This is a genomic window from Actinocorallia sp. API 0066, assembly GCF_020991275.1.
Classification (GTDB): Bacteria; Actinomycetota; Actinomycetes; order Streptosporangiales; family Streptosporangiaceae; genus Actinocorallia.
Window position 1 is genome coordinate 408,650 of record NZ_JAJLQY010000002.1, and the last position, 21,417, is coordinate 430,066.

Sequence of the window (21,417 nt, forward strand, 5' to 3'; positions counted from 1 at the left end):
GTGATGTGGGTGTGGGTCTGGACAGGCTAACGGTGTTAGCTTATGTTTGGGGGTATCGGCTAACGCCGTTAGCCATCGTGGAGGGGGCGTCATGAGTGTTGAGGGTGTGCGGAGTGAGGGGCGGGGGGCTCGGGTGGGGTGGGGGGTGTTGGCTGGGTTTCTTGGGGCGTTCGCGGTGTTCGAGTCGGTGAAGTATGGGTTGTTGACCACGGGGGCGGCGGTGGGGTTCTTCTTGTTGCCGGATCTTGTTGGGAGGGTCGCGGGTGGGCGGCGGAGGGTTGTCGCGGTCGCGAACTCCGGGTGGATTCCGGTGGTGATTCTGGTCGGCTATTCTGTTTCGCCGATTGTTTGGCCGCCGTTGTTCACGGCCGGGCTTGGGTGGGCGACGCGGCTTGTGGTGGGACGGGTGGTGCGGGGTGGCTGAGCGGCGTGAGCAGATCGTCGCGGCCGCGTTGGAGCTGTTGGAGGCGGACGGGCGGGAGGCGATGTCGATGCGGGGGATCGCTGAGCGTGTCGGCATCCGGGCGCCGTCGCTTTACAAGCATTTTCCCGACAAGGCGGCCGTTGAGCTGGAGCTGACCGTGATCGGGCTGACCGAGATGGCCGAGGCGCTGGAGGCCGCTGAGCCGGGGCTTTTGTCCTGCGCGCGGGCCCACCGGAGCTTCGCGTTGACGCGGCCGCACCTCTACCGGCTGACGACGACCGATCCGCTGCCGAGGATGCTGCCCGAAGGGCTTGAGGCGCGGGCCGCCGGTCCCGCCCTGCGCGCCACGGACGGCCGCGCGGACCTGGCCCGCGCGCTGTGGGCGTTCGCGCACGGCATGGTGATGCTGGAACTCGACGGCCGGTTCCCGACCGGGGCCGACCTGGAACCCGCCTGGATCGCGGGCTGCACGGCCTTCCAGAACATGACCGTCAAGGAGGACTGAGACGCCCGCCGTGGCTCACGCGGTCACCCAGCCGAATCCCGAACTGTTCGCCTGCCCGAGGCCCCAGCTCCACAGGGCTCGCAGTGTTTCGGACGCCCCGGTGAGCCCGACCTCCACACAGGCCCCCGGCTTGTGACCGCCGGACCCACGGCTGCCCCCGACGGAGAACGACCGCTTCGGCCCGATCCAGGAGACGCGCTCCAACGCGACGTCCGGATCCAGCCCGAGCGTCTCGGCCTTGCGCCTTAGACCGTGCTCGAAAGCAACGTCCCACCCCCGCTCGCCCGGAAGCAGCCAGGTCTGCTGCGCGGTGCGGACGCCGCTCTCCTCCCGGCCCATCGCCTTGACGACGACCGGAGTGCTCGTCCGGAAGGTCGCCCGCCCGTCACCAAAGGACGGGGGTTCCACGATCTCCACCCCGTCGACCAGGAACGCGGTGGCCCCCCATGCCAGCACCGGCGTCACCGCAAGCGCTTTCCCCAGTGCCTCGCCCACCTCCGGCACCGGACTCCCGAACTCGATCACCCCCGGCCCGCCGAGCGAGTACACCCCCCGCCGCCGAGGCGCCCGCTCGAACACCGGCCACGAATACCCGAACGGCACCATTCCGTGCCGTCCCCACCCCCGCGAATGCAGCCGAGTGGCAAGCTCCGGCGCCTGACGCTCCAACAACGAGTACACCACCCCCCGCCCCGGCCGCTGCACGGATTCCCAAGCCAACCGCCGAGCCTCCGTACGCACTCCCACCCGAACCCGCACCGCCACTCCTTCCCTAGCCAAACCCTCAACCCCACCGACAAATGCCAGTGCCCCACACAGACCCCTTCGAGCGACTACGTTAGGCGGCACAACACAGACGTATCCTGCGAACAGAAAAACCAGCCCCGACGACCATCGCCGCCAGCCCCGCTCCTTGACACCTCCACAACACCAAGATCTTCAGCACCACACCGGTCTCGCGTGCGCTACCGGAGGTTCGCTGAAAAACACGGCCCAACGCCCCCGCAAACACGGACCCCGACCTGCGCCTTTACCCTGGGGTCCTCATCGCCCCTACCAGGGATCGCAACGAGCGGTGCGCGTCGGTCGGCCCAGTAGTGGGTGACGTCCTCATCGCCCCTACCAGGGATCACAACTCCATGTTTCCCTCTGTGGATTTGTCAATGTGCGGTGGTCCTCATCGCCCCTACCAGGGATCGCAACTCGCGAGTCGCCGCGACGCTGAACGACACCGCGCCAGGTCCTCATCGCCTCTACCAGGGATCGCAACGTCTGGGTGGCCATGCGGGCGAGCGCGCGGCCGAGTCCTCATCGCCCCTACCAGGGATCGCAACACGGCCACGGCTTCTAGGTGGCTGATGACGCCCTGTCCTCGTCGGGCCTGGCCTGGAGTGCGGCGGCCCGGATCGAGTCGCGGGTGAGGGCGTTGGCGGCCGACGTGCGCTCGCCGGGCACGGCTGTGCCGAGCCCGTCACGGACGTTTCCGGCGTTCATCCAGTTCGCGAAGGCGCACGGTGTGGCGGTGCCGTCCGGCGAGACCGCCGGTCTGCCTGTCCCGCGCTCTCCGCAGAGGTTGGAGGGGTTGCGGGCCCCGCTGTCTGCGCCACGCCCGGAGGGACGGACGTGATCGACGTCGATCCTGGTCACCCCCAGCGCCTCCAGCTCGGCGCGCGCCTGCTCGACCCGCTGCCCGTCGAGGACCTTGACGATACCGACGCGCAGGGGGATGCCGAGGCCGATCGCCTTGATGATGTTGGCACGCGTTCGCGGGTGGGCCGGGCGTCCGGTGATCTGCCGATGTTCGTCGGGATCGTCGGAGTAATAGGCCGTGGCGACTTCGACGCCGGGGGTTGGCCAGGATGCTTCCGCGGCGGCGCGTAAGGCGTTCGCGCTCAGGCTCAAGGACCTTCGGCTGGACGGTGTTTGGGTGGGCTGGTTACCAGTCGGTGAGGTCGGTGATTTGAGAGGCGTGGGGGTCGGTGGGGTCGGTGGTCTTGAGGTGTTCTTCGGTGAGGAGGGAGGGTAGGGCGGCGAGGGCGGCGATGGTGGCGCCGGACGGGCGTATGTCGGCGGCGACCACTTCTGGGAAATCGGGGGTGGTGACGTAGAGGCGGAGGCGGTCGCTGTTGAGGGAAAGGAATCCGTGGAGGCGCGGGTTGAGCGCTTCTTCCTCGGTGTAAGGGAAACTCAGTGAGCGCAGGACGGTGAGGGTCCTGTCGGCCGGGGTCGGATCGGTGGGCTTGAGGGTGGCCAGGTCAGCGTGGAAGAACCGGATGCCCATGATGGTGCTGACCTGGTCGTTGGAGACGAACTGGGTTGTCGACTGCAGGGCACGGAGAATGTCGATGACGTCCTGGACGGTCAGGAAGTCGTCGTGGGCGTGGTCGCGTAGGGGGATCTCGTGGCCGATGACGCTTTCGGAGTCCTGTCCGATCGGTGGGCCGACAACGACGCGAAGGGCCTGGAGGGGGAAGGGCGCCGGTAGCACGCCGCGGATGTAGGAGGATTCGGTGAACGGTGCCTGGAGGTAGAACAGCAGGTGGCTCGTGATCTCGGCCTGTTGCTCCAGGAAATCCTCATATGTGAAGCTCATCTGTTCATCCAGTCAGGACACTTGCTCATGCGTTTACAGTAGGCCGTGATGACACCGATCTTCTGGCCTTTGCCGGCATCGTACACTTGGTCTTTGGTCTTGCGCGTGTACTGGACGACGACGACGAAATCTACGAACTGGTGTCCCCTGCGGGCGACACCCCAGTACTCCAGACGTCCGTTCTCCTTCCGGTCAACCCTGCCGCGGATCGCCGCGTTGACGACCTTACAGTTCCGAAGGTTGTGTCGGCCGGAGAAGTGGTTCCACCCCAGGATGGAGTTGCCGATGCGGGTGGGGATGACCCTGCCTTCGGGGTCCGTCGCCTTGCACCTGACGGTCTTGTTGAAGTAGGGGGCTGCGAGGGCGGGCGCGGTGGGGGCTAGGAAGACCGCCGTCGCGACGGTCGTCACCCCGAGCATGAATTTCCTGAACACGACACGACCATGACACATTGACCTGACCACTTTAAGAACTTGGCCAATATTCGGCATGATCAGGCCACCGTAGGCCACGGACCTCGTCGGCCTCCGACACGGGGTGATGTCGTCGACGGAGTTGCGTGTGTCCTGTCATTGTCAGAGCTTAGGCTGGTGGGAGACCGAACCCGGACCGGTCGCTATGGTCCGGCCCTGTTCTTTGATATCTTCACATCGCCAAGATTTTCAGCGCCACACCGGTCTCGCGTGTGCTACCGGAGGTTCGCTGAAAACCACGGCCCAACGCCCCCGCAAAAACGGACCCCGACCTGCGCCTTTACCCTGGGGTCCTCATCGCCCCTACCAGGGATCGCAACTGTTCGCGTAGACGAGAGCGACGTCCTTCTTGTGGTGTCCTCATCGCCCCTACCAGGGATCGCAACACGGCCACGGCTTCTAGGTGGCTGATGACGCCCTGTCCTCGTCGGGCCTGGCCTGGAGTGCGGCGGCCCGGATCGAGTCGCGGGTGAGGGCGTTGGCGGCCGACGTGCGCTCGCCGGGCACGGCTGTGCCGAGCCCGTCACGGACGTTTCCGGCGTTCATCCAGTTCGCGAAGGCGCACGGTGTGGCGGTGCCGTCCGGCGAGACCGCCGGTCTGCCTGTCCCGCGCTCTCCGCAGAGGTTGGAGGGGTTGCGGGCCCCGCTGTCTGCGCCACGCCCGGAGGGACGGACGTGATCGACGTCGATCCTGGTCACCCCCAGCGCCTCCAGCTCGGCGCGCGCCTGCTCGACCCGCTGCCCGTCGAGGACCTTGACGATACCGACGCGCAGGGGGATGCCGAGGCCGATCGCCTTGATGATGTTGGCACGCGTTCGCGGGTGGGCCGGGCGTCCGGTGATCTGCCGGTGGCATGTCCCATCGGAGTTTCCGGCCGGGCGGCCATCGGGTCGATCGTCGTGGGGGTGCGCACTGCCCCGTGCGGGTGGGGTTAGGTCGATGACGTCGGTGTTGTCGCGTCTTCCGGCGTCAGCGCCTAGGCTGGTGGGCGCCGAGCCCGGACCGGTCGTCGTGGTCCGGCCCTGTTCCTTGACATCTTCACATCGCCAAGATCTTCAGCGGCACACCGGTCTCGCGTGCGCTACCGGAGGTTCGCTGAAAAACATGGCCCAACGCGCCCGCAAACACGGGCCCCAACCTGCGGCTTTACTCTGGGGTCCTCATCGCCCCTATCAGGGATCGCAACAAGAGGGCGAGCTGAAAAGTTGTGTGGTGGTTCTTGACGTCCTCATCGCCCCTATCAGGGATAGCAACACGCTTTTGTTCATTTAACTCCTGCACGTAGATATACAGTCCTCATCGCCCCTATCAGGGATCGCAACAATGAGCCTCGCTCTTGATCCGAGCGTTCAGACCGTCCTCATCGCCCCTATCAGGGATCGCAACAACTCGCCGAGATCTGCGACGGCCTCGACGCTGCCGGTCCTCATCGCCCCTATCAGGGATCGCAGCAGAAAGGACGCGACCTTCGCAGGCTGGACGCCCATGTGTGCTCATCGTCCTTGTAAGGGATCGTGGCTCCTACCGTAGTCGGGCCTTGCTTGTGAGGTTTTGTGACGTGTTTATTGGCATTGTGGGGGGTGTGGTTGTGTGGGTTTTGCTGTTGTTTCTGTTGGGTCTAGGGGTTGGTTCTTATGTTTTTGGGAGGGAGGGGGGTTGGGGGGTGGAGGAGGGGTGGATTTCGGTGGTGGTTATGGTTGGGGAGTTGGGGGTGGAGAAGTAGAGGCGGAGGCGGTTTTTGGTTAGGGCTAGGAAGCCTTGGAGGCGGAAAGTGGGGTGGGGGGTTTGGGTGGTTAGGGAGTGGAGGGTGGTTAGGGTCTTGTCGGTTTGGGTTGGGGGGGTGGGGGTCAGGGTGGAGAGGTCGGTTTGGATGAAGCGGATGCCCATGATGGTGTGGACCTGGTCGTTGGAGACGAACTGGGGGGTGGAATGCAGGGTGCGGAGGACGTTGATGACGTCCTGGGGGGTTAGGAAGTTGTTGTGGGTGGGGTGGAGGAGGGGGATCTCGTGGCCGATGACTTTTTTGGAGGTTTTTCCGATGGGGGGGCCGATGACGACGCGTAGGGCCTGGAGGGGGGCGGGGGACGGTAGGACGCCGCGGATGTAGGAGGACTTGGCGAAGGGGGCCTGGAGGTAGAACAGCAGGTGGTTGGTGATCTCGGCCTGGTGCTTTAGGAAATCCTGGTATGTGGGGCTCATCTGGTCATTTGTGGGTGTTTGGTGTGGATTGCGTGGTTCGGGTGGGGTGTGTTGGTGTTGTCGATGTGCGTTCTGTCATCGTCAGAGCTTAGGCTGGTGAGGTGCCTAGCGCCCGGACCGGTCGTCGTGGTCCGGCCCTGTTCCTTGATATCTTCACATCGCCAAGATCTTCAGCGCCACACCGGTCTCGCGTGCGCTACCGGAGGTTCGCTGAAAAACACGGCCCAACGCCCCCGCAAACACGGGCCCCGACCTGCGGCTTTACCCTGGGGTCCTCATCGCCCCTATCAGGGATCGCAACATGCCGGGCTGCTTACGGCCTTTCTCCACGTCGTAGTCCTCATCGCCCCTATCAGGGATCGCAACCGGGTGTCGCGCACGTAAACCGGCTGCGGCTGTGGGTCCTCATCGCCCCTATCAGGGATCGCAACCTTACAAATCCCCCCGCTCCCTCGTCTATCGCGTGTAGTCCTCATCGCCCCTATCAGGGATCGCAACTCCCGGATGGCTTTGACGCGGGAGCGGAGCGAGTCGGTCCTCATCGCCCCTAGCGGGGATCGCGATATGGCCAGCTTGTGCTTGCGGCCGGGGGTGATAGGTGCTGGTGGGGATGGAAAAGGCTCCCGGCCTTGGGCTGGGAGCCTTTTTGTTGGGGTGGGGTTAGGGGTGCTTCAGGGCGTGGATGAGGGTGTGGAAGGTTTTGGGGGTGAGGGTTTGGTGGTTGTGGTGGGGGTTTTTGGAGTCTCGGACGCCGATGGCGCTGGGGAGGGGGGCAACTTCGACGCAGTTGCCGCCTTGGGCGCCGCTGTGGGTGGACTTCCGCCAGGCGGGGCGATCACTCACAGGTCCTCCATGATCTGTCGGGTCGGCGATCAGTGTTTGGGGCTAGACGGCCTTGAGGGTTTGGATCATGGTGCGGAAGGTTTTGGGGGTGAGGGTGTGGTGGCTGTGGTGGGGGTTCTTGGAGTCTCGGACGCCGATGGCACCGGGGAGGGGGGCGACTTCGACGCAATCTCCGCCCTGCGGGCCGCTGTAGCTCGACTTCCGCCAGGTGGGGCGACCACTCACAGTTCCTCCATGATCCGACGTATCAGCGTGCGCGATGCTGATTCGTCCAAAGCCTTGAACGAGATGCGCTCGTACTTTACGGCATAGCTTCGCACCTCCGAGGCCGTGCCGACCAACCGCCCGATACCGGAGCTTTCGGTGTACGCGACGTCACCGTACCCGCCGCTCATGAGCTTGAAGCTGCCGTCCATCCCGACGTGCGCGCCAGCGGTGCGCGGCAGCACGCGGATGGCCACCTTGCCTGATTCGGCCAGGTCGAGGAGGTGCTGGAGCTGTGCCTTGTGGATCTCGGGGCTTCCGATCACCCAGTCGAGCGCGTTCTGGCTGACGATGTACATCAGCGCCGGCGGATATTCCCGGTCGAGCAGCTTCTGCCTGTCTATGCGCTCCTGAAGGCGGTCTTCGGTGCCCGGCGCACCGAACGCGCCGACCATCTCCTCGGCGTACTCCTTGGTCTGGAGGAGACCCGGTATCACGAGCGCTTCGTAAGACCTGATGATCTCGGAGATCTGCTCGAGCTGGGTGTGCTGCTTGAACCACTCGGGGTCGTGGCCTCGGGTGGCGTAGCGGACCAGGCACACGAACAGCGGTGTGGTGCCGAAATGCTTGTCGAGGGCCTCGGCCTGCCGTTCTTCCAGCCGGGCGAGGTTGTTCTCCAGTCGTGAAACTGACGGCTTGGAGCTGTTGAGCACCTTTGCCAGCTGGTCACCGGTCATGCCCGCTCGGTGACGGAAGACGCGCACCAGGACCGCGATGAACGCCCACATCGAGTCCATCGGGTCGGGCGAGGGGTTGGTGGGCATGGGCTTCGACCTCCAGTTTTTTGAGGTTCCAAGTCTCTGTCGAACGCGGACAAGCTTAGGCGCTTTGCCTCATAGTTTTGGTGGAACGGAAGAAATTGGACCCTCTCGGCTCGGAGGTGGCACGAGGATGATTGGGGCAATCGGGACAAATGCCGTGCGCGTCGGTGGAACTGCGCACCGGTTCACGGTTCCGCGCAATGACATCGCGCCCCGGCTCGCTCGCGGCCTTCTTCGTGACGCCCTGGCGCAATGGAACCTTCTTGATCTTTACGGGGACGCGGCCGTCATGCTGTCCGAGTTGACGACGAACGTGCATCTGCACACGAATGCGGATGTGCGGAGCATGGACGTGATCTTTCTTCGGCTGCGGTTCGCCTTGTACGTCGCCGTTGTGGACGGGGACGAGCGGTGTCCGGAGATCGGGGAGCTGCCGTTCGCGGCCGACGACGCGGTGTGCGGGCGGGGGTGGACGATCATCCGGCGGACCGCCGTGAGCTGCGGGTTCATCCGCAACAAGGAGAAAGGAGGAAAGACGGCGTGGTTCAAGATGCGAAGACCCTGACGGGGGGAGTCATCGTGCCCTGTGAGGCGCTCAATCAGGAAGGGTCCCTTCAGTCGGACGGGCCTGTGACGTTCCTGAAGACCGACAAGTACGCCTCGGCCGGTGAGTAAGGCGATCGGCTTGGTGACGTGCAGGGCCTATGAACTCGGCGAGGTGAAGAGCGTCGTCCGGGACGAGAAAAGGCTCAAGCCGCACGACGCCGTCGCATGGATGAGATCACTTCTCAGCGGCGTCGACGAGCCGGTTCCCCTCTATTGGCTTGTGGTGGTCTCCATGCTCGAACAGGGGCGGGGCGTCCACCGCTATTTCATGGCCCGGGACCATTCCCGATGGCTGATCGAGATGACCCCGGGCGTCCGGAAACAGGCGCCCGGGCGGTTATCGCACCCTATTCAAGGAGAGAACATGAGTGATGCCCGGAGAACGGGCTGGCCGGGCGGGAGCCCGCCCGTCGCCCAGAACGTCGACATGGCGCGGCCACACCTGATCGGGGCGGCGGGAACGGGCATGTGGCCGCTCGGCGTGTTCCTGCGGGCCGCCGGACACACCGTGAGCGGCTCGGACCTCGCCTGGTCCGGACATGACACGGAGAACGTCGAAGGGGCCTCCTGCGTCGTCTACTCCACCGCCGTGGACGCCATGAACCCCCTGCTGGCCGCGGCCCGACGGCGCGGAGTCCCCGCCGTCCACCGGGCCCAGGCGCTCGACCTCGCCCTGGACGCCCTGAACTGGACGGGCGTGTCCGGAACGCACGGCAAAACCAGCACAACCGCGATGCTCGCGCACATTCTTCGGGAGACGGGCGCTGACCCGTCCTGGATCGTCGGCGGGAGGCCGTCGGGGATGGCGGCGGCGCACTGCGGCGGCGGGCTCGCGGGCGTCGCGGAAGTAGACGAGAGCGACCGGTCCATGCTGCTTACGCGGCCGTTCTTCGCGCTCGTCACCAACCTCGACGACGACCACACGGAGAACTACGGCGGCGGCTCCGGGCTGCTCGACACGGTCGAGGCGTGGGCGCGACGGGCCAACAGCGTCGTGGTGTGCGCCGACGACGTCGGAGGGAGCGCGTTGGCTACGGCGCTCCGACTAGGACGGTCGCGTGTCCTCACCTATGGCACCGGAGGTGATACCGACGTGACGATCAAGGAGACCCGCTCCCTGCGGGACGCCACCGCCGTCACGCTCGGGGACGGTGTGCGGTTCCTGCTGCCGGTGCCGGGCCCGGAACAGGCGCTCAACTCCGTCGGGGCGATCGCCGCCGCGAGCCTGTACGGGATCGACACGTCGGCCGCCGCCGAAGCGCTGGAGACGTTCGCCGGAGTGGAGCGGCGGCTGACCGTGACGCCGCTCGCGGGCGACGTAGCCGTGTTGGACTCCTACGCGCACCACCCGACCGCGATAGCAGCCGACCTTGCTGTCGCCGCCGCATCCGGACGGGTCGTCCTCGCGTTCCAGCCGAGCGGGCACGAGCGGATCGTCCGGCTGGCCGAGCGGATCGCCGACGCCACCCGCGCCGCCGACGAACTCGTCCTCCTGCCGCCGCACAGCCACCGGGACACCCCGACCGACCACCTTGTCGCGTACCTGCGCCGCCACCACCCGCGCCTGACCGTCGTCGCCGACGCCGCCGAAGCGACCGCCCGGCTCGCCGAACTCGCCCGGCCCGGCGACACGATCGTCACCATGGGCACCGGCGACGTCGCCGGGCTCACCCCCCGACTCCTCCTCGCCAAACGAGCCTCCGCCACCACCTAGCCGCAAAAACCACCAAACCCGACCCGCCCCGACCGCCACCGTGCGACCCTGTTCCTCGCCCCGTCCCCAACCCAAGACTTCAGCGCCACACCGGCCCCGCACGCACGACCGGAGGCCCGCTGAAAAACACCGCCCAACACCCCCGCAAACCCCGACCCCGCCCTGCACCTTTACCCTGGGGTCCTCATAGCCCCTACAAGGGATCGAAACCCGTTTTTGTAGTTCGGAGCGTAGACCTCATTAGGCTGTCCTCATAGCCCCTACAAGGGATCGAAACACGTATCCCCCTTCCCGGAAGTAGTAGGAGGTGACGGGTCCTCATCGCCCCTACAAGGGATCGAAACGGGGAGGTGCAGGTGACGATGTAGCGCCAGGTGCCCGAGTCCTCATCGCCCCAGCAAGGGATCGCAGCAGGGTGGCGTGTTAGTGCGGGTGGATGTCGCGGTTGTGTTCTTACTTGCTCTTGTTGTGCGTAGTGCGTTGTTCGGGTGTGGGTGGGTTTGATCTCTGTCTTGGACTCTCTGGTGGGTGTTGAACAGGCTGGATCGGTTTGGGGTCCTTTGGTTGTTTTTATGCCTTGTTGGGTGGGTCGTGTCTGGTTGGGGCTGGTGGGGGTGGGGGGAGTGTTGACAGTGCTTACATGGGTGGGTAGCTTGATGTGAGCAGCGCAAACATTCCCGACGGGTGAGGAGTAGGCCGATGGTGGCTGGCAAGCATGGGACGGTTGAGGTCGAGCTGGGGAGCCGGGTCGTCTCGGTGCCCAAGGGCGGGCTGTACGACAGGTTCCGGATGGACACCGACCTTGATGTCGTCGCGCGGGATCCGCGCGTCAGCGGGGTCGACTTCTTTCGGAAGTTGCCCAAGGCCAAGGTGGAATCGGCGATCGGGACCACCCTCACGCCGAACTTCTACTACAGCATCTCGACGGCGCGGCTCACGATGCTGGCCCGTACCCGGGCTATCCGGAGTCGGCTGCCCGGCGACCTCGACCCGCTGGAGGTCGCGCCCGGCCTCGGCCTGGTCTCGGTCATGTTCTTCAGGTACGACGTGTGCGACATCGACTTCTACACCGAGGCCGCTGTCGGCATCGGGGTACGCCCGGCCAGGCACGGTGGGCTCGGGTTCGTCGATCTTGTCAGCGCCCTGAAGAACGAGGACCTGGCGTCGTACGTGCTCTCGCTGCCGGTGAACAGCGAGATCGCGCAGGTTCGCGGGCACGACGGGTACGGGTTCCCCAAGTGGGTCACCGAACTCGACGTCAAGATCGACGGTGAGCGGACGAGCGCGCGCGTCGCCAACGACAAGGGCGGCGCCGACCTGTCCCTCCTGGCGCCCACCCCGGCGCAGAAGGCGTACCCGAGCGGCGAGCGCGTCTCGTCCCTCACCTCGTACACGACGATCAACGGCGCGTGGCACTCGACGCTGAGCCAGACCAACGTGCTTTCGGCCGGAACCACACGCCGCACGCGCGGCGTCGCCCTCCGGACGGGCGAAGGCCGCCTCACCGACGACCTGCGTGGGCTGGACCCGATCCGTCCCATCCAGTTCGACGTGATGACCGAGGGCCAACTGGCCCTGCACATGCCGGTTCCCACATCGGTCAAGAGCCGACACTAGGAGCAAGGAGTCCTGCCATGGTCGCCGACCAAGCCCACCCCGTCACCGTCGCGAGCGGTCCGGGCCTGCCCGCCGCACTGACCTCCGACCTCGTCGCGCGGCTGACCGCGCGGGTCGCCGCCGAGCCGGACGCGGCGCGGGTCACCACCACCGCGCCGTACACCGGCGGGCCGCTGGCCGGGCTGCCGGTCTCGACGCCCGCCGACGTCACCAGCGCGTTCGTGCGCGCCCGCGCCGCCCAGCCCGCCTGGGCCGCCAAGTCGTTCGACGAGCGCAAGAGGATCCTGCTGCGCTTCCACGACCTTGTTCTCGCCCGTCAGAACGAGGCACTGGACCTCATGCAGGCGGAGAGCGGCAAGACCCGTCGTGACGCGTTCCTCGAAGTGACGGACATCGCCATCACCTCGCGGTACTACGCGCGCGGCGCCGCCAAGCTCCTGGCGCCCAAGCGCAGGCGCGGCGCGATCCCGCTGCTCACGCACACGACCGAGCTGCGGCACCCCAAGGGCGTCGTCGCCGTCGTCTCGCCGTGGAACTACCCGCTGAGCATGGCCGCCGGGGACGCGATCCCGGCGCTGATGGCGGGCAACGCCGTCGTGCAGAAGCCCGACACGCAGACGGCCCTGACGGCGCTGTGGGCGCTCGACCTGATGCACGAGGCGGGATTGCCGCCGGGCGTGTGGCAGATGGTGATCGGTCGTGGCAGCTCGATCGGCGCGACGCTGATGGACAACGCCGACTACATGATGTTCACCGGATCCACCGCCACCGGACGGCAGATAGCGCGCGACGCCGGGGAACGCCTCATCGGGGCGTCGCTGGAACTCGGCGGCAAGAACGCGATGGTCGTCCTGGAGGACGCGGACATCGAGCGGGCCGCTGACGGGGCCATAGCGGCGTGCTTCCCTTCGACGGGCCAGCTGTGCGTCTCGATCGAGCGGCTGTACGTCGCCGAGCCCATCCGTGAACGGTTCGTCGCGGCGTTCGTGGCGCGGGCCAGGAAGCTCAAGGTCGGCGCCGGATACGACTTCGGGTACGACGTCGGGTGCCTGACGAACCGGTCGCAGCTGGAGACGGTGACGGCGCACGTCGAGGACGCCGTCGCCAAGGGCGCGACCGTGCTCGCCGGGGGGAGGGCGCGCCCCGACCTCGGGCCGCTGTTCTACGAGCCGACGATCCTCACCGACGTCACGCCCGAGATGACGCTGTACGCGCACGAGACGTTCGGGCCGGTCGTCTCGATCTACCCGTTCCGGGACGTCGAGGAGGCGGTCGCCTTGGCCAACGCGTCGCCTTACGGGCTCAACGCGAGCGTCTGGAGCCGCGACGGGGCCCGTGGCCGTGCCGTCGCCGCCCGCCTGCACGCGGGGACCGTCAACGTCAACGAGGCGTTCGCGGCCGCGTGGGGGAGCGTTGACGCGCCGATGGGCGGGATGGGCGACTCGGGACTGGGCCGCCGTCACGGCGCCGAAGGCATCCTCAAGTACACCGAGGCCCAGACCGTCGCGCACCAGCGGGTCCAGGGCTTCACTCCGCCTCCCTACATCCCGCACCGCGCCTGGGCCCGGATCCTCACTGCCTCGCTGAAGCTCCTCAAGGCCCTCGGCACCCGCTGACCCGCCTGCCCAGCCCGCGCCCTACCTCGGAGGACGCGGGCTTTCGCCTTGCCGACCCACGATGTAGCCGGTCACGAGGGCGGTGCAGCCGTGTGGGAGCAGCCGGGAGCGGCGCGGGCTTTCCCCTTGCCGACCCACGACGCCGCCGGTCGCGAGGGTGGCGTCGCCGTGTGGGAGCAGCCGGGAGCGGCGCGGGTTTCCCGTGACGTCGCCGGTCGCGAGGGCGGTGTCGCCGTGCGGGAGCGGCGCGGGCTTTCCCATGCGTCGCCGGTCGTGCCGGAGGTGGGCCGGGCGGCGGTGCCGCGCTGACCTGCGCCGAGAGAATCGTGTGTCGCCGATTTTGGCAGGTGTGGAACCGGGCGGGCCGGGTATGGGGAGCGCGAAAGTTCGGGTGGGGAAACGTCAAAGCCGCCGGGCTCGGCACAGGGGCGAGCTCCGGCGGCGGCGGTGGGTGGGTCAGGCGGTGGAAAGCCAGTTTCGGTAGCGGCGGAGGGACTTGCGGCGGTGGATCTGTTCAATGAGGAGGGCTCGGGCGGGATGGGTGGACGGGCGGGGGTCGGCGCCCTGGGCGATGCGGCGGAGTTGGTAGCGGACCTGCGCCATCCCGGCGGCGGAGGCGAGTGCCTTGTCGGACCAGGTGACGGGGCGCATCTGGCGGGTCGCCTCGCGGCCGTGCCGCCAGCGGTCGGGCAGGTCGGGCGTGACGGAGAGGGCGGTGCCCATGCCGATGAGCGCGACGCCGCTGGCGAGCACCTGCTCGGCGGTCGCGCGCCGGGTGATGCCGCCCGTGAGCATGAGCGGCAGCGGGCTCGTCCCGACGAGGTCCTTGGCCAGGTCGAGGAAGTACGCCTCGCGGGCCTGGGTGCGCGCGTCGGCGGGCCGCCCGGTCATGGCGGGGCTCTCGTAGCTGCCGCCGGACAACTCGACCAGGTCCACGCCGAGCGGTTCGAGCCACGTGATCACCTGGCGCGCGTCGTTCGCGTCGAACCCGCCGCGCTGGAAGTCGGCCGAGTTGAGCTTCACCGCGACCGCGAAGCCCGGCGACACCGCCGCGCGCACGGCCCGGACGACGTCGAGCAGCATCCGCGCCCGGTTCTCCAGCGACCCGCCCCAGGCGTCGGTGCGCCGGTTGACGAGTGGGGAGAGGAACTGCGACAGGAGGTAGCCGTGTGCGGCGTGGATCTCGACCCCGTCGAACCCGGCCTGTTCGGCGCGGCGTGCCGTCACGGCGAACCGTGTGATCGTCGCCGCGATCTGCTCGGCGGTCATGGCGACGGGTTTGCCGAACCGGCCGCTGTGCCGCCCGAGGTCGACGCCGACGGCGGACGGGCCCCAGACGACGCCGGGCATGTCGGCGTCGATCTGGCGGCCGGGGTGGTTGATCTGCATCCAGACCGCGCCGCCGCCCGCCTTGGCGGCCCTGGCCCACTCGGTGAACGGCTCCAGGGGCGCCGCCTCGTCGAGCACGACGCCGCCGGGGCCGGTCAGCGCCTCGGCGTGCACCATGACGTTGCCGGTGATCAGGAGTCCGGTGCCGCCGGTGGCCCAGTGCCGGTACAGGGCGAAAAGCCGCCGGTCGGGCAACTGGCCGGGGCCCGCCAGGTTCTCCTCCATGGCGGCCTTCGCGATCCGGTTGCCCAGCACCTGTCCGGAACGCAGGGACAACGGCGAGAACAGCTCGCTGGTCATCCGGGTTCCCCCTTCACTCTGATATCGCCTACGATGTGTACATCGCTTACATTAGGACCCAATGTGAGTGGTGCATACATCAGGGAGTGTGACCTATGTCGCAAGCGGGTGCCTCGTACCACCACGGCGATCTGCGTGCCGCCTGTCTGCGCGCGGCCCGGGAGCTGCTGGAGGAGGACGGCAGTGCCGCGCTGTCGCTGCGCGCGGTGGCGCGCCGGGCCGGGGTGTCGCCGACCGCCCCCTACCGGCACTACGCCGACCGTGACGCGCTCGTCTCGGCCGTCGCCGCGCAGGGGTACCGCGAGCTGGCCGTCTACCTCGCCGCGGCGCACCCCGCGCCCGCGACGCCCGGCGACCTCGCCGACATCGCCGTCGCCTACGTCCGGTTCGCCCTGGACCGTCCGGCCCTGTTCCGGGTGATGTTCGCCGAGCAGTGCGACCCGACGAGCGAGGAACGGGTGGCCGCGACAGCGGCGATCTGGGAGTACGTCCGCGGCATCGTCCGCGACGTGTTCCCCGACGCCGACCCGGAGGCCCTCTCGACGACGGTGTGGGCCCTCGTGCACGGCCTGGCGTTCCTGCACCTGGACGGCAAACTCGACGCGTCCACGCCCGAAGTCGTCGCCGCGCAGGTGCACACCGCCGTCAACGCGCTCTTCGCGGTCTCCCCGGTGCTGCGGGAGGTGACCGCGCCTCCCGCCGGGTAGGCATTGGCGGTGGTCGTGCTGTCGGCCGCTTCCCCGGTGCTGTGGGAGGTGGTTGTGCCGCCTGGCGGGTGGGTGTTGGTGGCGGTGTGCTGCTTGCCGCTTCGCCGGTGTTGCGGGAGGTGGCCGTGCCACCCAGCGGGTGGGTGTCGGTGGTGGTGTGCTGCTTGCCGCTTCGCCGGTGTTGTGGGAGGTGATCGCGCCTCCCGGCGGGTAGGCATTGGCGGTGGTCGTGCGGTCGGTCGCCTTTCCGGTGCTGTGGGAGGTGGTCGTGTCGCCTGGCGGGTGGGTGTTGGTGGCGGTGTGCTGCTTGCCGCTTCGCCGGTGCTGCGGGAGGTGACCGCGCCTCCGGGCGGGCCTGGGTGACGGTGGCCACGTGTCCTGATGTTGACACTGCTTACTTCTGTGGCTAGTGTTAGCGGTGTAAACATTTGTAGGTGGGGGCACGTCACCCATGGGGAGGTACGTCATGAAGGCGATCACGATCAGGGAGCCTGGAGGCCCCGATGTCCTGGAGTGGACTGAGGTTGAGGACCCCAGGCCCGCGCGCGGTGAGGTTGTCGTGGATGTCGCGGCGAGCGCGCTGAACGGGGCGGATGTCGCGCAGCGGTTGGGGTTCTACCCGGTGCCGCCGGGGGTTTCGCCGTATCCGGGGCTTGAGGTCTCCGGGCGGGTCAGCGCCCTGGGCGAGGGCGTCACCGGCTGGCAGGTGGGCGACGAGGTGTGTGCGCTGCTCGCCGGGGGCGGGTACGCGCAGAAGGTCGCCGTCCCGGCCGGGCAGCTCCTGACGGTGCCCAAGGGCGTCAGCCTCGTCGAGGCGGCCGCGCTGCCCGAGGCGGCCGCGACCGTGTGGTCGAACATCGTCATGACGGCGGGGCTGAAGGAGGGCGAGACCTTCCTCATGCACGGTGGCACCGGCGGCGTCGGCACCTTGGCGCTCCAGATCGCCAAGGCGCTGGGCGCCCGGGTCGTCACCACCGTCGGCGGCCCCGACAAGGCGGCCCGCGCCATCGAACTCGGCGCCGACGTCACGATCGACTACCTCACCCAGGACTTCGCCGAGTTCGGCCCCTACGACGTGATCCTCGACGTCATCGGCGGCGACTACCTCGCCCGCAACGTCCGCTCCCTGGCCACCGACGGGCGCCTCGTCATCATCGGCATGCAGGGCGGCCTGGAAGGCGAACTCAACCTCGCCGACCTCCTGTTCAAGCGCGCGTCCGTGTACGGCACCACGCTGCGCTCCCGGCCGCTCGCGCAGAAGGCCGCCATCGTCGCCCAACTGCAGGACGAGGTGTGGCCGCTGATCGATGACGGGGACATCCGCCCCGTCATCGACCTCACCCTGCCGATGGCGAAGGCCGCGGCGGCCCACCGCCTCATGGACGCGGGCCAGCACGTCGGCAAGATCCTCCTCGTCAACGACTGAGCGCCGGGGCGCGGCGGGTCAGGCGGGCACGGCCGGGGCCTCGTCCTTGTCCTTGGCGCCGACCCGGGTGATGAGAAGGCCGAACAGCGTGGCCAGCAGGTACATGAGGATCGAGTAGACGGCGGCGGGGACGGCCACCTGGGCGTTGTTCAGGATGCTCAACGCGATCGTCAGCGCGATCGTCGTGTTGTGCACGCCGACCTCCATCGAGCTGGCGACGGACTGCGCCTTGTCCAGCCGCAGCAGGCGGGCGCCGAAGTAGCCGATGCTGAGGCTCAGCAGGCAGAACAGCCCGGTGACGGCGCCGACGTCGCGCACGTACTCGCCCAGGTTCTCGCGCTCGCCCGCCAGCGCGCCGACCGCCACCGACGCCAGGACGACGATTGAGAAGATCCGCACCGGCTTGTCGGCCCGCTCGGCGAACCCGACCCAGCGGTTCCGCACCGCCATGCCGAGGACGACCGGCAGCACCACGATCGCGATCACCTGGACGACCTTGCCGAACTGGAGGCCCAGCTCGCCCTCGGCCCCGAAGTAGCTGATCGCGAAGTTCGTGATGATCGGGATGGTGGCCGCCGCCAGCACCGAGTTCACCGCGGTGAGCGTGATGTTCAGCGCGACGTCGCCCCGGAACAGGTGGCTGAACAGGCTCGCTGTTGTGCCGCCGGGCGAGGCGGCGAGCAGCATGACGCCGACCGCGAGCAGCGGGTCGAGGTCGAACGCCGTGACGAGCCCGAACGCGACAGCCGGGAGGACGAGGGTCTGCAGCCCGAGCGCCACGATGACGGCGCGGGGGGTGCGCGCCACCCGGCGGAAGTCCTGGACGGTCAGGGAGAGGCCGAGCCCGAACATGACGATGCCGAGCGCGACCGGAAGCCCGATGGTGATGAGGGGGGGAGTTTCCATGGTTCTCCTTGCCTGTCTGGAATGGGGGGTAGACCGACAGGGCTCAAGGTAGGGGTCGCGCCAGCGCGAGGCCAGCGGCCCGACCCGAGAATATGCAGCCGCCCAAGAAGGTGCCCTCAAGAGCGTTGTAACCGTGCACGCCGCCCCCGCCGAACCCGGCGACCTCGCCCGCCGCGTACAGGCCGGGGACGGGTGCGCCGTCCGCGCCGAGCACCCGGGAGTCCAGGTCGGTCTGGAGGCCGCCGAGCGTCTTGCGGGACAGGATGTTCAGGCGGACGGCGATGAGCGGGCCGTGCGCGGGGTCCAGGATCCGGTGCGGGCTCGCGACGCGGGTGAGCTTGTCTGTCAGGGACTTGCGGGCGTTGTGGATGGCCATCACCTGCACGTCCTTGCTGAACGCGTTGCCTATCTCGCGGTCGCGGGCGGCGATCTGCCGTTCGATGTCGGCGGCGTCGAGCGCGGGGCCGCGGGCGATCCGGTTCATGCCCTCGACCAGCTCGGCGAGGGTGGGTGCGACGACGAAGTCCTCGCCGTGCTGCTTGAACTTCTCGACGGGGCCGGGGGCGCCCTTGGCGAGGCGGCTCTTGAGCAGGAACCTTATGTCGCGTCCGGTGAGGTCGGGGTTCTGCTCCGACCCCGACAGCGCGAACTCCTTCTCGATGATCGACTGGGTGAGCACGAACCACGAGTAGTCGTGGCCGGTGGCCAGGATCTGTTTCATCGCGCCGATCGAGTCCGCGCCCGGAACGCCGGACATGCCCGTCAGGCGGCGGCCCTGCGCGTCGAACCACACGGACGACGGGCCCGGCAGGATCCGGATGGCGTGGTCGGGCCAGATCGGGTCCCAGTTGTGGATGCCCTCGGTGTAGGCCCACATCCGGTCGCGGTTGACGATGCGGCCGCCCGCGTTCTCGGCGATCTCCAGCATCCGGCCGTCCACGTGCGCCGGGACGCCCGAGATCAGGTGCGTCGGGGCGGGGCCGATCCGGTCCACCGGCCAGTTCCGGCGCATCAGCGCGTGGTTGTGGCCGATGCCGCCGGACGTCACGACGACGGCGGCGGCCCGGTGCTCGAACGTCCCGACGACCTCGCGGGAGGACTTCACGCCGCGCGCGGAGGCATCCGGCGCCAGGACCGAGCCGCGCACGCCGACGACCGCGCCGGCGTCGGTCAGCAGCTCGTCCACGCGGTGCCGGAACGCGAACCGGACCAGGCCGCGCCGCTCGGCCCGCAGCACCGGGACGGCGAACGTCTCGACCAGGCGCGGGCCGGTGCCCCAGGTGATGTGGAAGCGGGGCACCGAGTTGCCGTGGCCGGTCGCGCTGCCGTCGCCGCGCTCGGCCCAGCCGACCATCGGCACCACCCGGTGGCCGAGATCGCGCAGGTACTGGCGCTTGCCTCCGGCGGCCCACGTTAGGTAAGCCTCGGCCCATTGACGGCCCCAGAGGTCCTCGTCGTCGAGGCGGTCGAAGGCGGCGGAGCCGAACCAGTCCTGCCGGGCGAGGTCGAGCGAGTCCTTGATCCGGACGTGGCGCTGCTCGGGGCTGTCCACAAAGAACAGCCCGCCGAGCGACCAGAACGCCTGCCCGCCGAGATTGTCGCGGTTCTCCTGGTCGAGGACGAGGACCCGCTTACCGGCCTTCGCCAGCTCGTGGGTGGCCACCAGCCCGGCCAGACCGGCACCGACAACAACAACATCAGGCTCGAACGACATGCGGAACTCCCTCGACGCACCACCGCGCTCGCGCGATGACTCACAGGTTTCGACCGTCACCCATCGGCCATGTTCCGCACCAGTAGTCTTGTCATCACCTGACTAGGGATTTTGTCAGTGGAGGTGAGATGGGCGGTGACCGGCGGGCGGCGGTGACGCGCGTCCTCGCGGACGAGCCCGCGGTGATCGCGTCGTTCATGGCGACGATCACCCGCGAGATCCCCGCCTACGCGACGCTGGACGCGCGGCAGCTTGAGGAAGTCCGGTCGATCATGGTCTGGACGCTGCGGCGGGTGCTCGACCTGTGGGTCGCCGACGGATCGTTCGGGGCCGACGACCTCCGGCTGTTCCGGGGCGTCGGCTCGGTCCGGGCGCGGGACGGGCGTCCGCTGGCGGCGGTGCTGCGGGCCTACCGCGTCGTCGCCCCCGAGTTCCTGGAGCGGGTCGCCGAACGGTTCGCCGACGACGTCACCGTCCGGGACGTGACGGCGTTGACGCGGGTGTGGCTTTCGGCGCTGGACCAACTCTCCGAGGCGATCACCGACGGGTACGCGTCCACAGGGCGGATCCTCGGGGCGGACCGGCGACGCTCGCTCCAAGGCGTCTTTGTTGATCTGCTGCTCGGTAGGCAGAGCCACGCGGGCACGTTGCAGGCACGTCTGCGTGAGCTGGACGCGCGGCTGCCGTCGTCGTTCGATCTTGTGGTGGTGAACCCGCCCACGGGGACCGGGGACGCCGCGCAGGCCGCCGCGCTGGTGACGGCCGCCCTGGACGCGCGGGTGGCGGGCGACGCCGACGACACGGAGATCACCACCCTTCACCGGGTCATGGACGGCGTCGGCGTCGCGCTCGTCAAGGCCGTCGACGTGCCAACACTCATCCGGGTGCTGCACGAGCACGGCCTCACAGGGGCGCTCCTGACCGGCGTGACGGCCGGGACCGCGCCGCGCTACTACCGGCTCGCCGTCCACGGGATCCGGCACGCCCCGCCCCTGGTGTGGGCCGAACGGCTGCCCCTGGACCGGGGCGACCTCGAAGTGCTCGCCCTGACCGCCGGACACCCCGACGCCGACCCCACCCGCCTACGCGCCGCCGTCCTGGGCCCCCTGGCCGACGACGAAGACGTCCTGCGCACCCTGGAGACCGTCATCTACCGCGACGGCGCCACCCAGGCCGCCGCCCGCCTCCACATCCACCCCCAAACCGTCCGCTACCGCATGCGCCGCCTGGCCGCCGCCACCTCCCGCGACCCCCGCACCCCCTGGAACCGCTTCACCTACCAGACCGCCCTCCTCACCACCCCCCACCCCTGACCCGCAACGGAGCGGTGGGTGGGGCTGAGGGGCCCTGAGACGTCCT

General features: G+C 68.4%; 23 protein-coding genes and 3 CRISPR repeat arrays. Of the genes, 10 read left to right on the forward strand and 13 right to left on the reverse strand.

Annotation, left to right across the window (positions count from 1 at the left end; translation table 11 throughout):
* Nucleotides 1-91: 91 nt before the first annotated feature.
* Nucleotides 92-424, forward strand: coding sequence for a hypothetical protein (locus LO762_RS06580; RefSeq protein WP_230613291.1), 333 nt, complete (start codon nucleotides 92-94; stop codon nucleotides 422-424).
* Complete coding sequence (locus LO762_RS06585) at nucleotides 417-929, forward strand: TetR/AcrR family transcriptional regulator (protein WP_230613292.1); 513 nt, start codon at nucleotides 417-419, stop codon at nucleotides 927-929. Before LO762_RS06580 ends, LO762_RS06585 begins: the two co-directional genes overlap by 8 nt.
* Before the next feature lie 15 nt (nucleotides 930-944).
* Here LO762_RS06585 and LO762_RS06590 read toward each other — a convergent pair whose 3' ends face one another.
* The 5 genes from LO762_RS06590 to LO762_RS06610 all read right to left on the reverse strand — a co-directional run bounded on the left by LO762_RS06590 (nucleotide 945) and on the right by LO762_RS06610 (nucleotide 4,541).
* Nucleotides 945-1,508 carry a CRISPR-associated endoribonuclease Cas6 gene (locus tag LO762_RS06590; protein WP_230613293.1) on the reverse strand — a complete coding sequence of 188 codons (564 nt, stop codon included), beginning with the start codon at nucleotides 1,506-1,508 and terminating at the stop codon, nucleotides 945-947.
* A 461-nt stretch (nucleotides 1,509-1,969) separates the two neighbouring features.
* Nucleotides 1,970-2,263: direct repeats of the CRISPR family, unit length 30 nt; unit sequence GTCCTCATCGCCCCTACCAGGGATCGCAAC.
* A gap of 13 nt (nucleotides 2,264-2,276) precedes the next feature.
* Nucleotides 2,277-2,831 carry a hypothetical protein gene (locus LO762_RS06595; RefSeq protein WP_230613294.1) on the reverse strand — a complete coding sequence of 185 codons (555 nt, stop codon included), beginning with the start codon at nucleotides 2,829-2,831 and terminating at the stop codon, nucleotides 2,277-2,279.
* 34 nt (nucleotides 2,832-2,865) lie between these two features.
* Nucleotides 2,866-3,522, reverse strand: coding sequence for a hypothetical protein (locus tag LO762_RS06600; protein WP_230613295.1), 657 nt, complete (start codon nucleotides 3,520-3,522; stop codon nucleotides 2,866-2,868).
* Nucleotides 3,519-3,956: a hypothetical protein gene (locus tag LO762_RS06605; RefSeq protein WP_230613296.1), complete on the reverse strand. Its 438-nt coding sequence runs from the start codon at nucleotides 3,954-3,956 to the stop codon at nucleotides 3,519-3,521. Before LO762_RS06605 ends, LO762_RS06600 begins: the two co-directional genes overlap by 4 nt.
* Nucleotides 3,957-4,394: 438 nt before the next feature.
* Nucleotides 4,395-4,541, reverse strand: coding sequence for a hypothetical protein (locus tag LO762_RS06610; protein WP_230613297.1), 147 nt, complete (start codon nucleotides 4,539-4,541; stop codon nucleotides 4,395-4,397).
* Between the two features lie 129 nt (nucleotides 4,542-4,670).
* Here LO762_RS06610 and LO762_RS06615 point away from each other — a divergent pair, with 129 nt between their 5' ends.
* Nucleotides 4,671-4,931, forward strand: a complete 261-nt coding sequence (locus LO762_RS06615) for a hypothetical protein (RefSeq protein ID WP_230613298.1) — start codon at nucleotides 4,671-4,673, stop codon at nucleotides 4,929-4,931.
* Nucleotides 4,932-5,152: 221 nt separating this feature from the next.
* Nucleotides 5,153-5,516: a CRISPR direct-repeat array (repeat unit 32 nt; unit sequence GTCCTCATCGCCCCTATCAGGGATCGCAACAA).
* 112 nt (nucleotides 5,517-5,628) lie between these two features.
* Here the strand turns inward: LO762_RS06615 and LO762_RS06620 are convergent.
* The 4 genes from LO762_RS06620 to LO762_RS06635 all read right to left on the reverse strand — a co-directional run bounded on the left by LO762_RS06620 (nucleotide 5,629) and on the right by LO762_RS06635 (nucleotide 8,066).
* A complete protein-coding gene (locus tag LO762_RS06620; protein WP_230613623.1) occupies nucleotides 5,629-6,195 on the reverse strand; it encodes a hypothetical protein in 567 nt (188 codons plus the stop codon).
* A 271-nt stretch (nucleotides 6,196-6,466) separates the two neighbouring features.
* Nucleotides 6,467-6,759: a CRISPR direct-repeat array (repeat unit 30 nt; unit sequence GTCCTCATCGCCCCTATCAGGGATCGCAAC).
* A gap of 96 nt (nucleotides 6,760-6,855) precedes the next feature.
* A complete protein-coding gene (locus LO762_RS06625) occupies nucleotides 6,856-7,038 on the reverse strand; it encodes a DUF397 domain-containing protein (protein ID WP_230613299.1) in 183 nt (60 codons plus the stop codon).
* Between the two features lie 42 nt (nucleotides 7,039-7,080).
* Complete coding sequence (locus LO762_RS06630) at nucleotides 7,081-7,263, reverse strand: DUF397 domain-containing protein (protein ID WP_230613300.1); 183 nt, start codon at nucleotides 7,261-7,263, stop codon at nucleotides 7,081-7,083.
* Nucleotides 7,260-8,066: a helix-turn-helix transcriptional regulator gene (locus tag LO762_RS06635; RefSeq protein WP_230613301.1), complete on the reverse strand. Its 807-nt coding sequence runs from the start codon at nucleotides 8,064-8,066 to the stop codon at nucleotides 7,260-7,262. Before LO762_RS06635 ends, LO762_RS06630 begins: the two co-directional genes overlap by 4 nt.
* Before the next feature lie 127 nt (nucleotides 8,067-8,193).
* Between LO762_RS06635 and LO762_RS06640 the strand changes: the two genes are divergently transcribed.
* The 4 genes from LO762_RS06640 to LO762_RS06655 all read left to right on the forward strand — a co-directional run bounded on the left by LO762_RS06640 (nucleotide 8,194) and on the right by LO762_RS06655 (nucleotide 13,616).
* The gene (locus tag LO762_RS06640; protein WP_230613302.1) at nucleotides 8,194-8,628 is read left to right on the forward strand and encodes an ATP-binding protein; all 435 of its coding nucleotides are present in this window, start codon (nucleotides 8,194-8,196) and stop codon (nucleotides 8,626-8,628) included.
* Nucleotides 8,629-9,033: 405 nt separating this feature from the next.
* Nucleotides 9,034-10,383 carry a UDP-N-acetylmuramate--L-alanine ligase gene (gene murC, locus LO762_RS06645; RefSeq protein WP_230613303.1) on the forward strand — a complete coding sequence of 450 codons (1,350 nt, stop codon included), beginning with the start codon at nucleotides 9,034-9,036 and terminating at the stop codon, nucleotides 10,381-10,383.
* Nucleotides 10,384-11,082: 699 nt separating this feature from the next.
* Entirely contained in the window at nucleotides 11,083-12,000 is a 918-nt protein-coding gene (locus LO762_RS06650; RefSeq protein ID WP_230613304.1) for an acetoacetate decarboxylase family protein, read from the forward strand.
* Between the two features lie 17 nt (nucleotides 12,001-12,017).
* The gene (locus LO762_RS06655; RefSeq protein ID WP_230613305.1) at nucleotides 12,018-13,616 is read left to right on the forward strand and encodes a succinic semialdehyde dehydrogenase; all 1,599 of its coding nucleotides are present in this window, start codon (nucleotides 12,018-12,020) and stop codon (nucleotides 13,614-13,616) included.
* Nucleotides 13,617-13,637: 21 nt separating this feature from the next.
* On the opposite strand, the gene LO762_RS06660 is transcribed toward LO762_RS06655, so the two are convergent.
* Together LO762_RS06660 and LO762_RS06665 are read right to left on the reverse strand one after the other, a co-directional pair.
* A complete protein-coding gene (locus LO762_RS06660; protein WP_230613306.1) occupies nucleotides 13,638-13,877 on the reverse strand; it encodes a hypothetical protein in 240 nt (79 codons plus the stop codon).
* A gap of 195 nt (nucleotides 13,878-14,072) precedes the next feature.
* Nucleotides 14,073-15,305 (reverse strand): NADH:flavin oxidoreductase/NADH oxidase family protein, encoded by a 1,233-nt coding sequence (locus LO762_RS06665; RefSeq protein ID WP_230613307.1) that lies wholly within the window; start codon nucleotides 15,303-15,305, stop codon nucleotides 14,073-14,075.
* Between the two features lie 95 nt (nucleotides 15,306-15,400).
* Between LO762_RS06665 and LO762_RS06670 the strand changes: the two genes are divergently transcribed.
* Both LO762_RS06670 and LO762_RS06675 read left to right on the forward strand, forming a co-directional pair.
* Nucleotides 15,401-16,012: a TetR/AcrR family transcriptional regulator gene (locus tag LO762_RS06670; RefSeq protein WP_230613308.1), complete on the forward strand. Its 612-nt coding sequence runs from the start codon at nucleotides 15,401-15,403 to the stop codon at nucleotides 16,010-16,012.
* A 466-nt stretch (nucleotides 16,013-16,478) separates the two neighbouring features.
* On the forward strand, nucleotides 16,479-17,438 hold the full coding sequence (locus tag LO762_RS06675) for an NAD(P)H-quinone oxidoreductase (RefSeq protein ID WP_230613309.1): 960 nt from the start codon (nucleotides 16,479-16,481) through the stop codon (nucleotides 17,436-17,438).
* A gap of 18 nt (nucleotides 17,439-17,456) precedes the next feature.
* On the opposite strand, the gene LO762_RS06680 is transcribed toward LO762_RS06675, so the two are convergent.
* The gene (locus LO762_RS06680) at nucleotides 17,457-18,464 is read right to left on the reverse strand and encodes a bile acid:sodium symporter family protein (RefSeq protein ID WP_374201535.1); all 1,008 of its coding nucleotides are present in this window, start codon (nucleotides 18,462-18,464) and stop codon (nucleotides 17,457-17,459) included.
* Nucleotides 18,388-20,058 (reverse strand): FAD-binding dehydrogenase, encoded by a 1,671-nt coding sequence (locus tag LO762_RS06685; RefSeq protein WP_230613311.1) that lies wholly within the window; start codon nucleotides 20,056-20,058, stop codon nucleotides 18,388-18,390. The genes LO762_RS06680 and LO762_RS06685 overlap by 77 nt, the downstream gene beginning before the upstream one ends.
* 128 nt (nucleotides 20,059-20,186) lie before the next feature.
* On the opposite strand from LO762_RS06685, the gene LO762_RS06690 reads away from it, so the two are divergent.
* A complete protein-coding gene (locus LO762_RS06690) occupies nucleotides 20,187-21,371 on the forward strand; it encodes a helix-turn-helix domain-containing protein (protein WP_230613312.1) in 1,185 nt (394 codons plus the stop codon).
* Nucleotides 21,372-21,417: the final 46 nt, after the last annotated feature.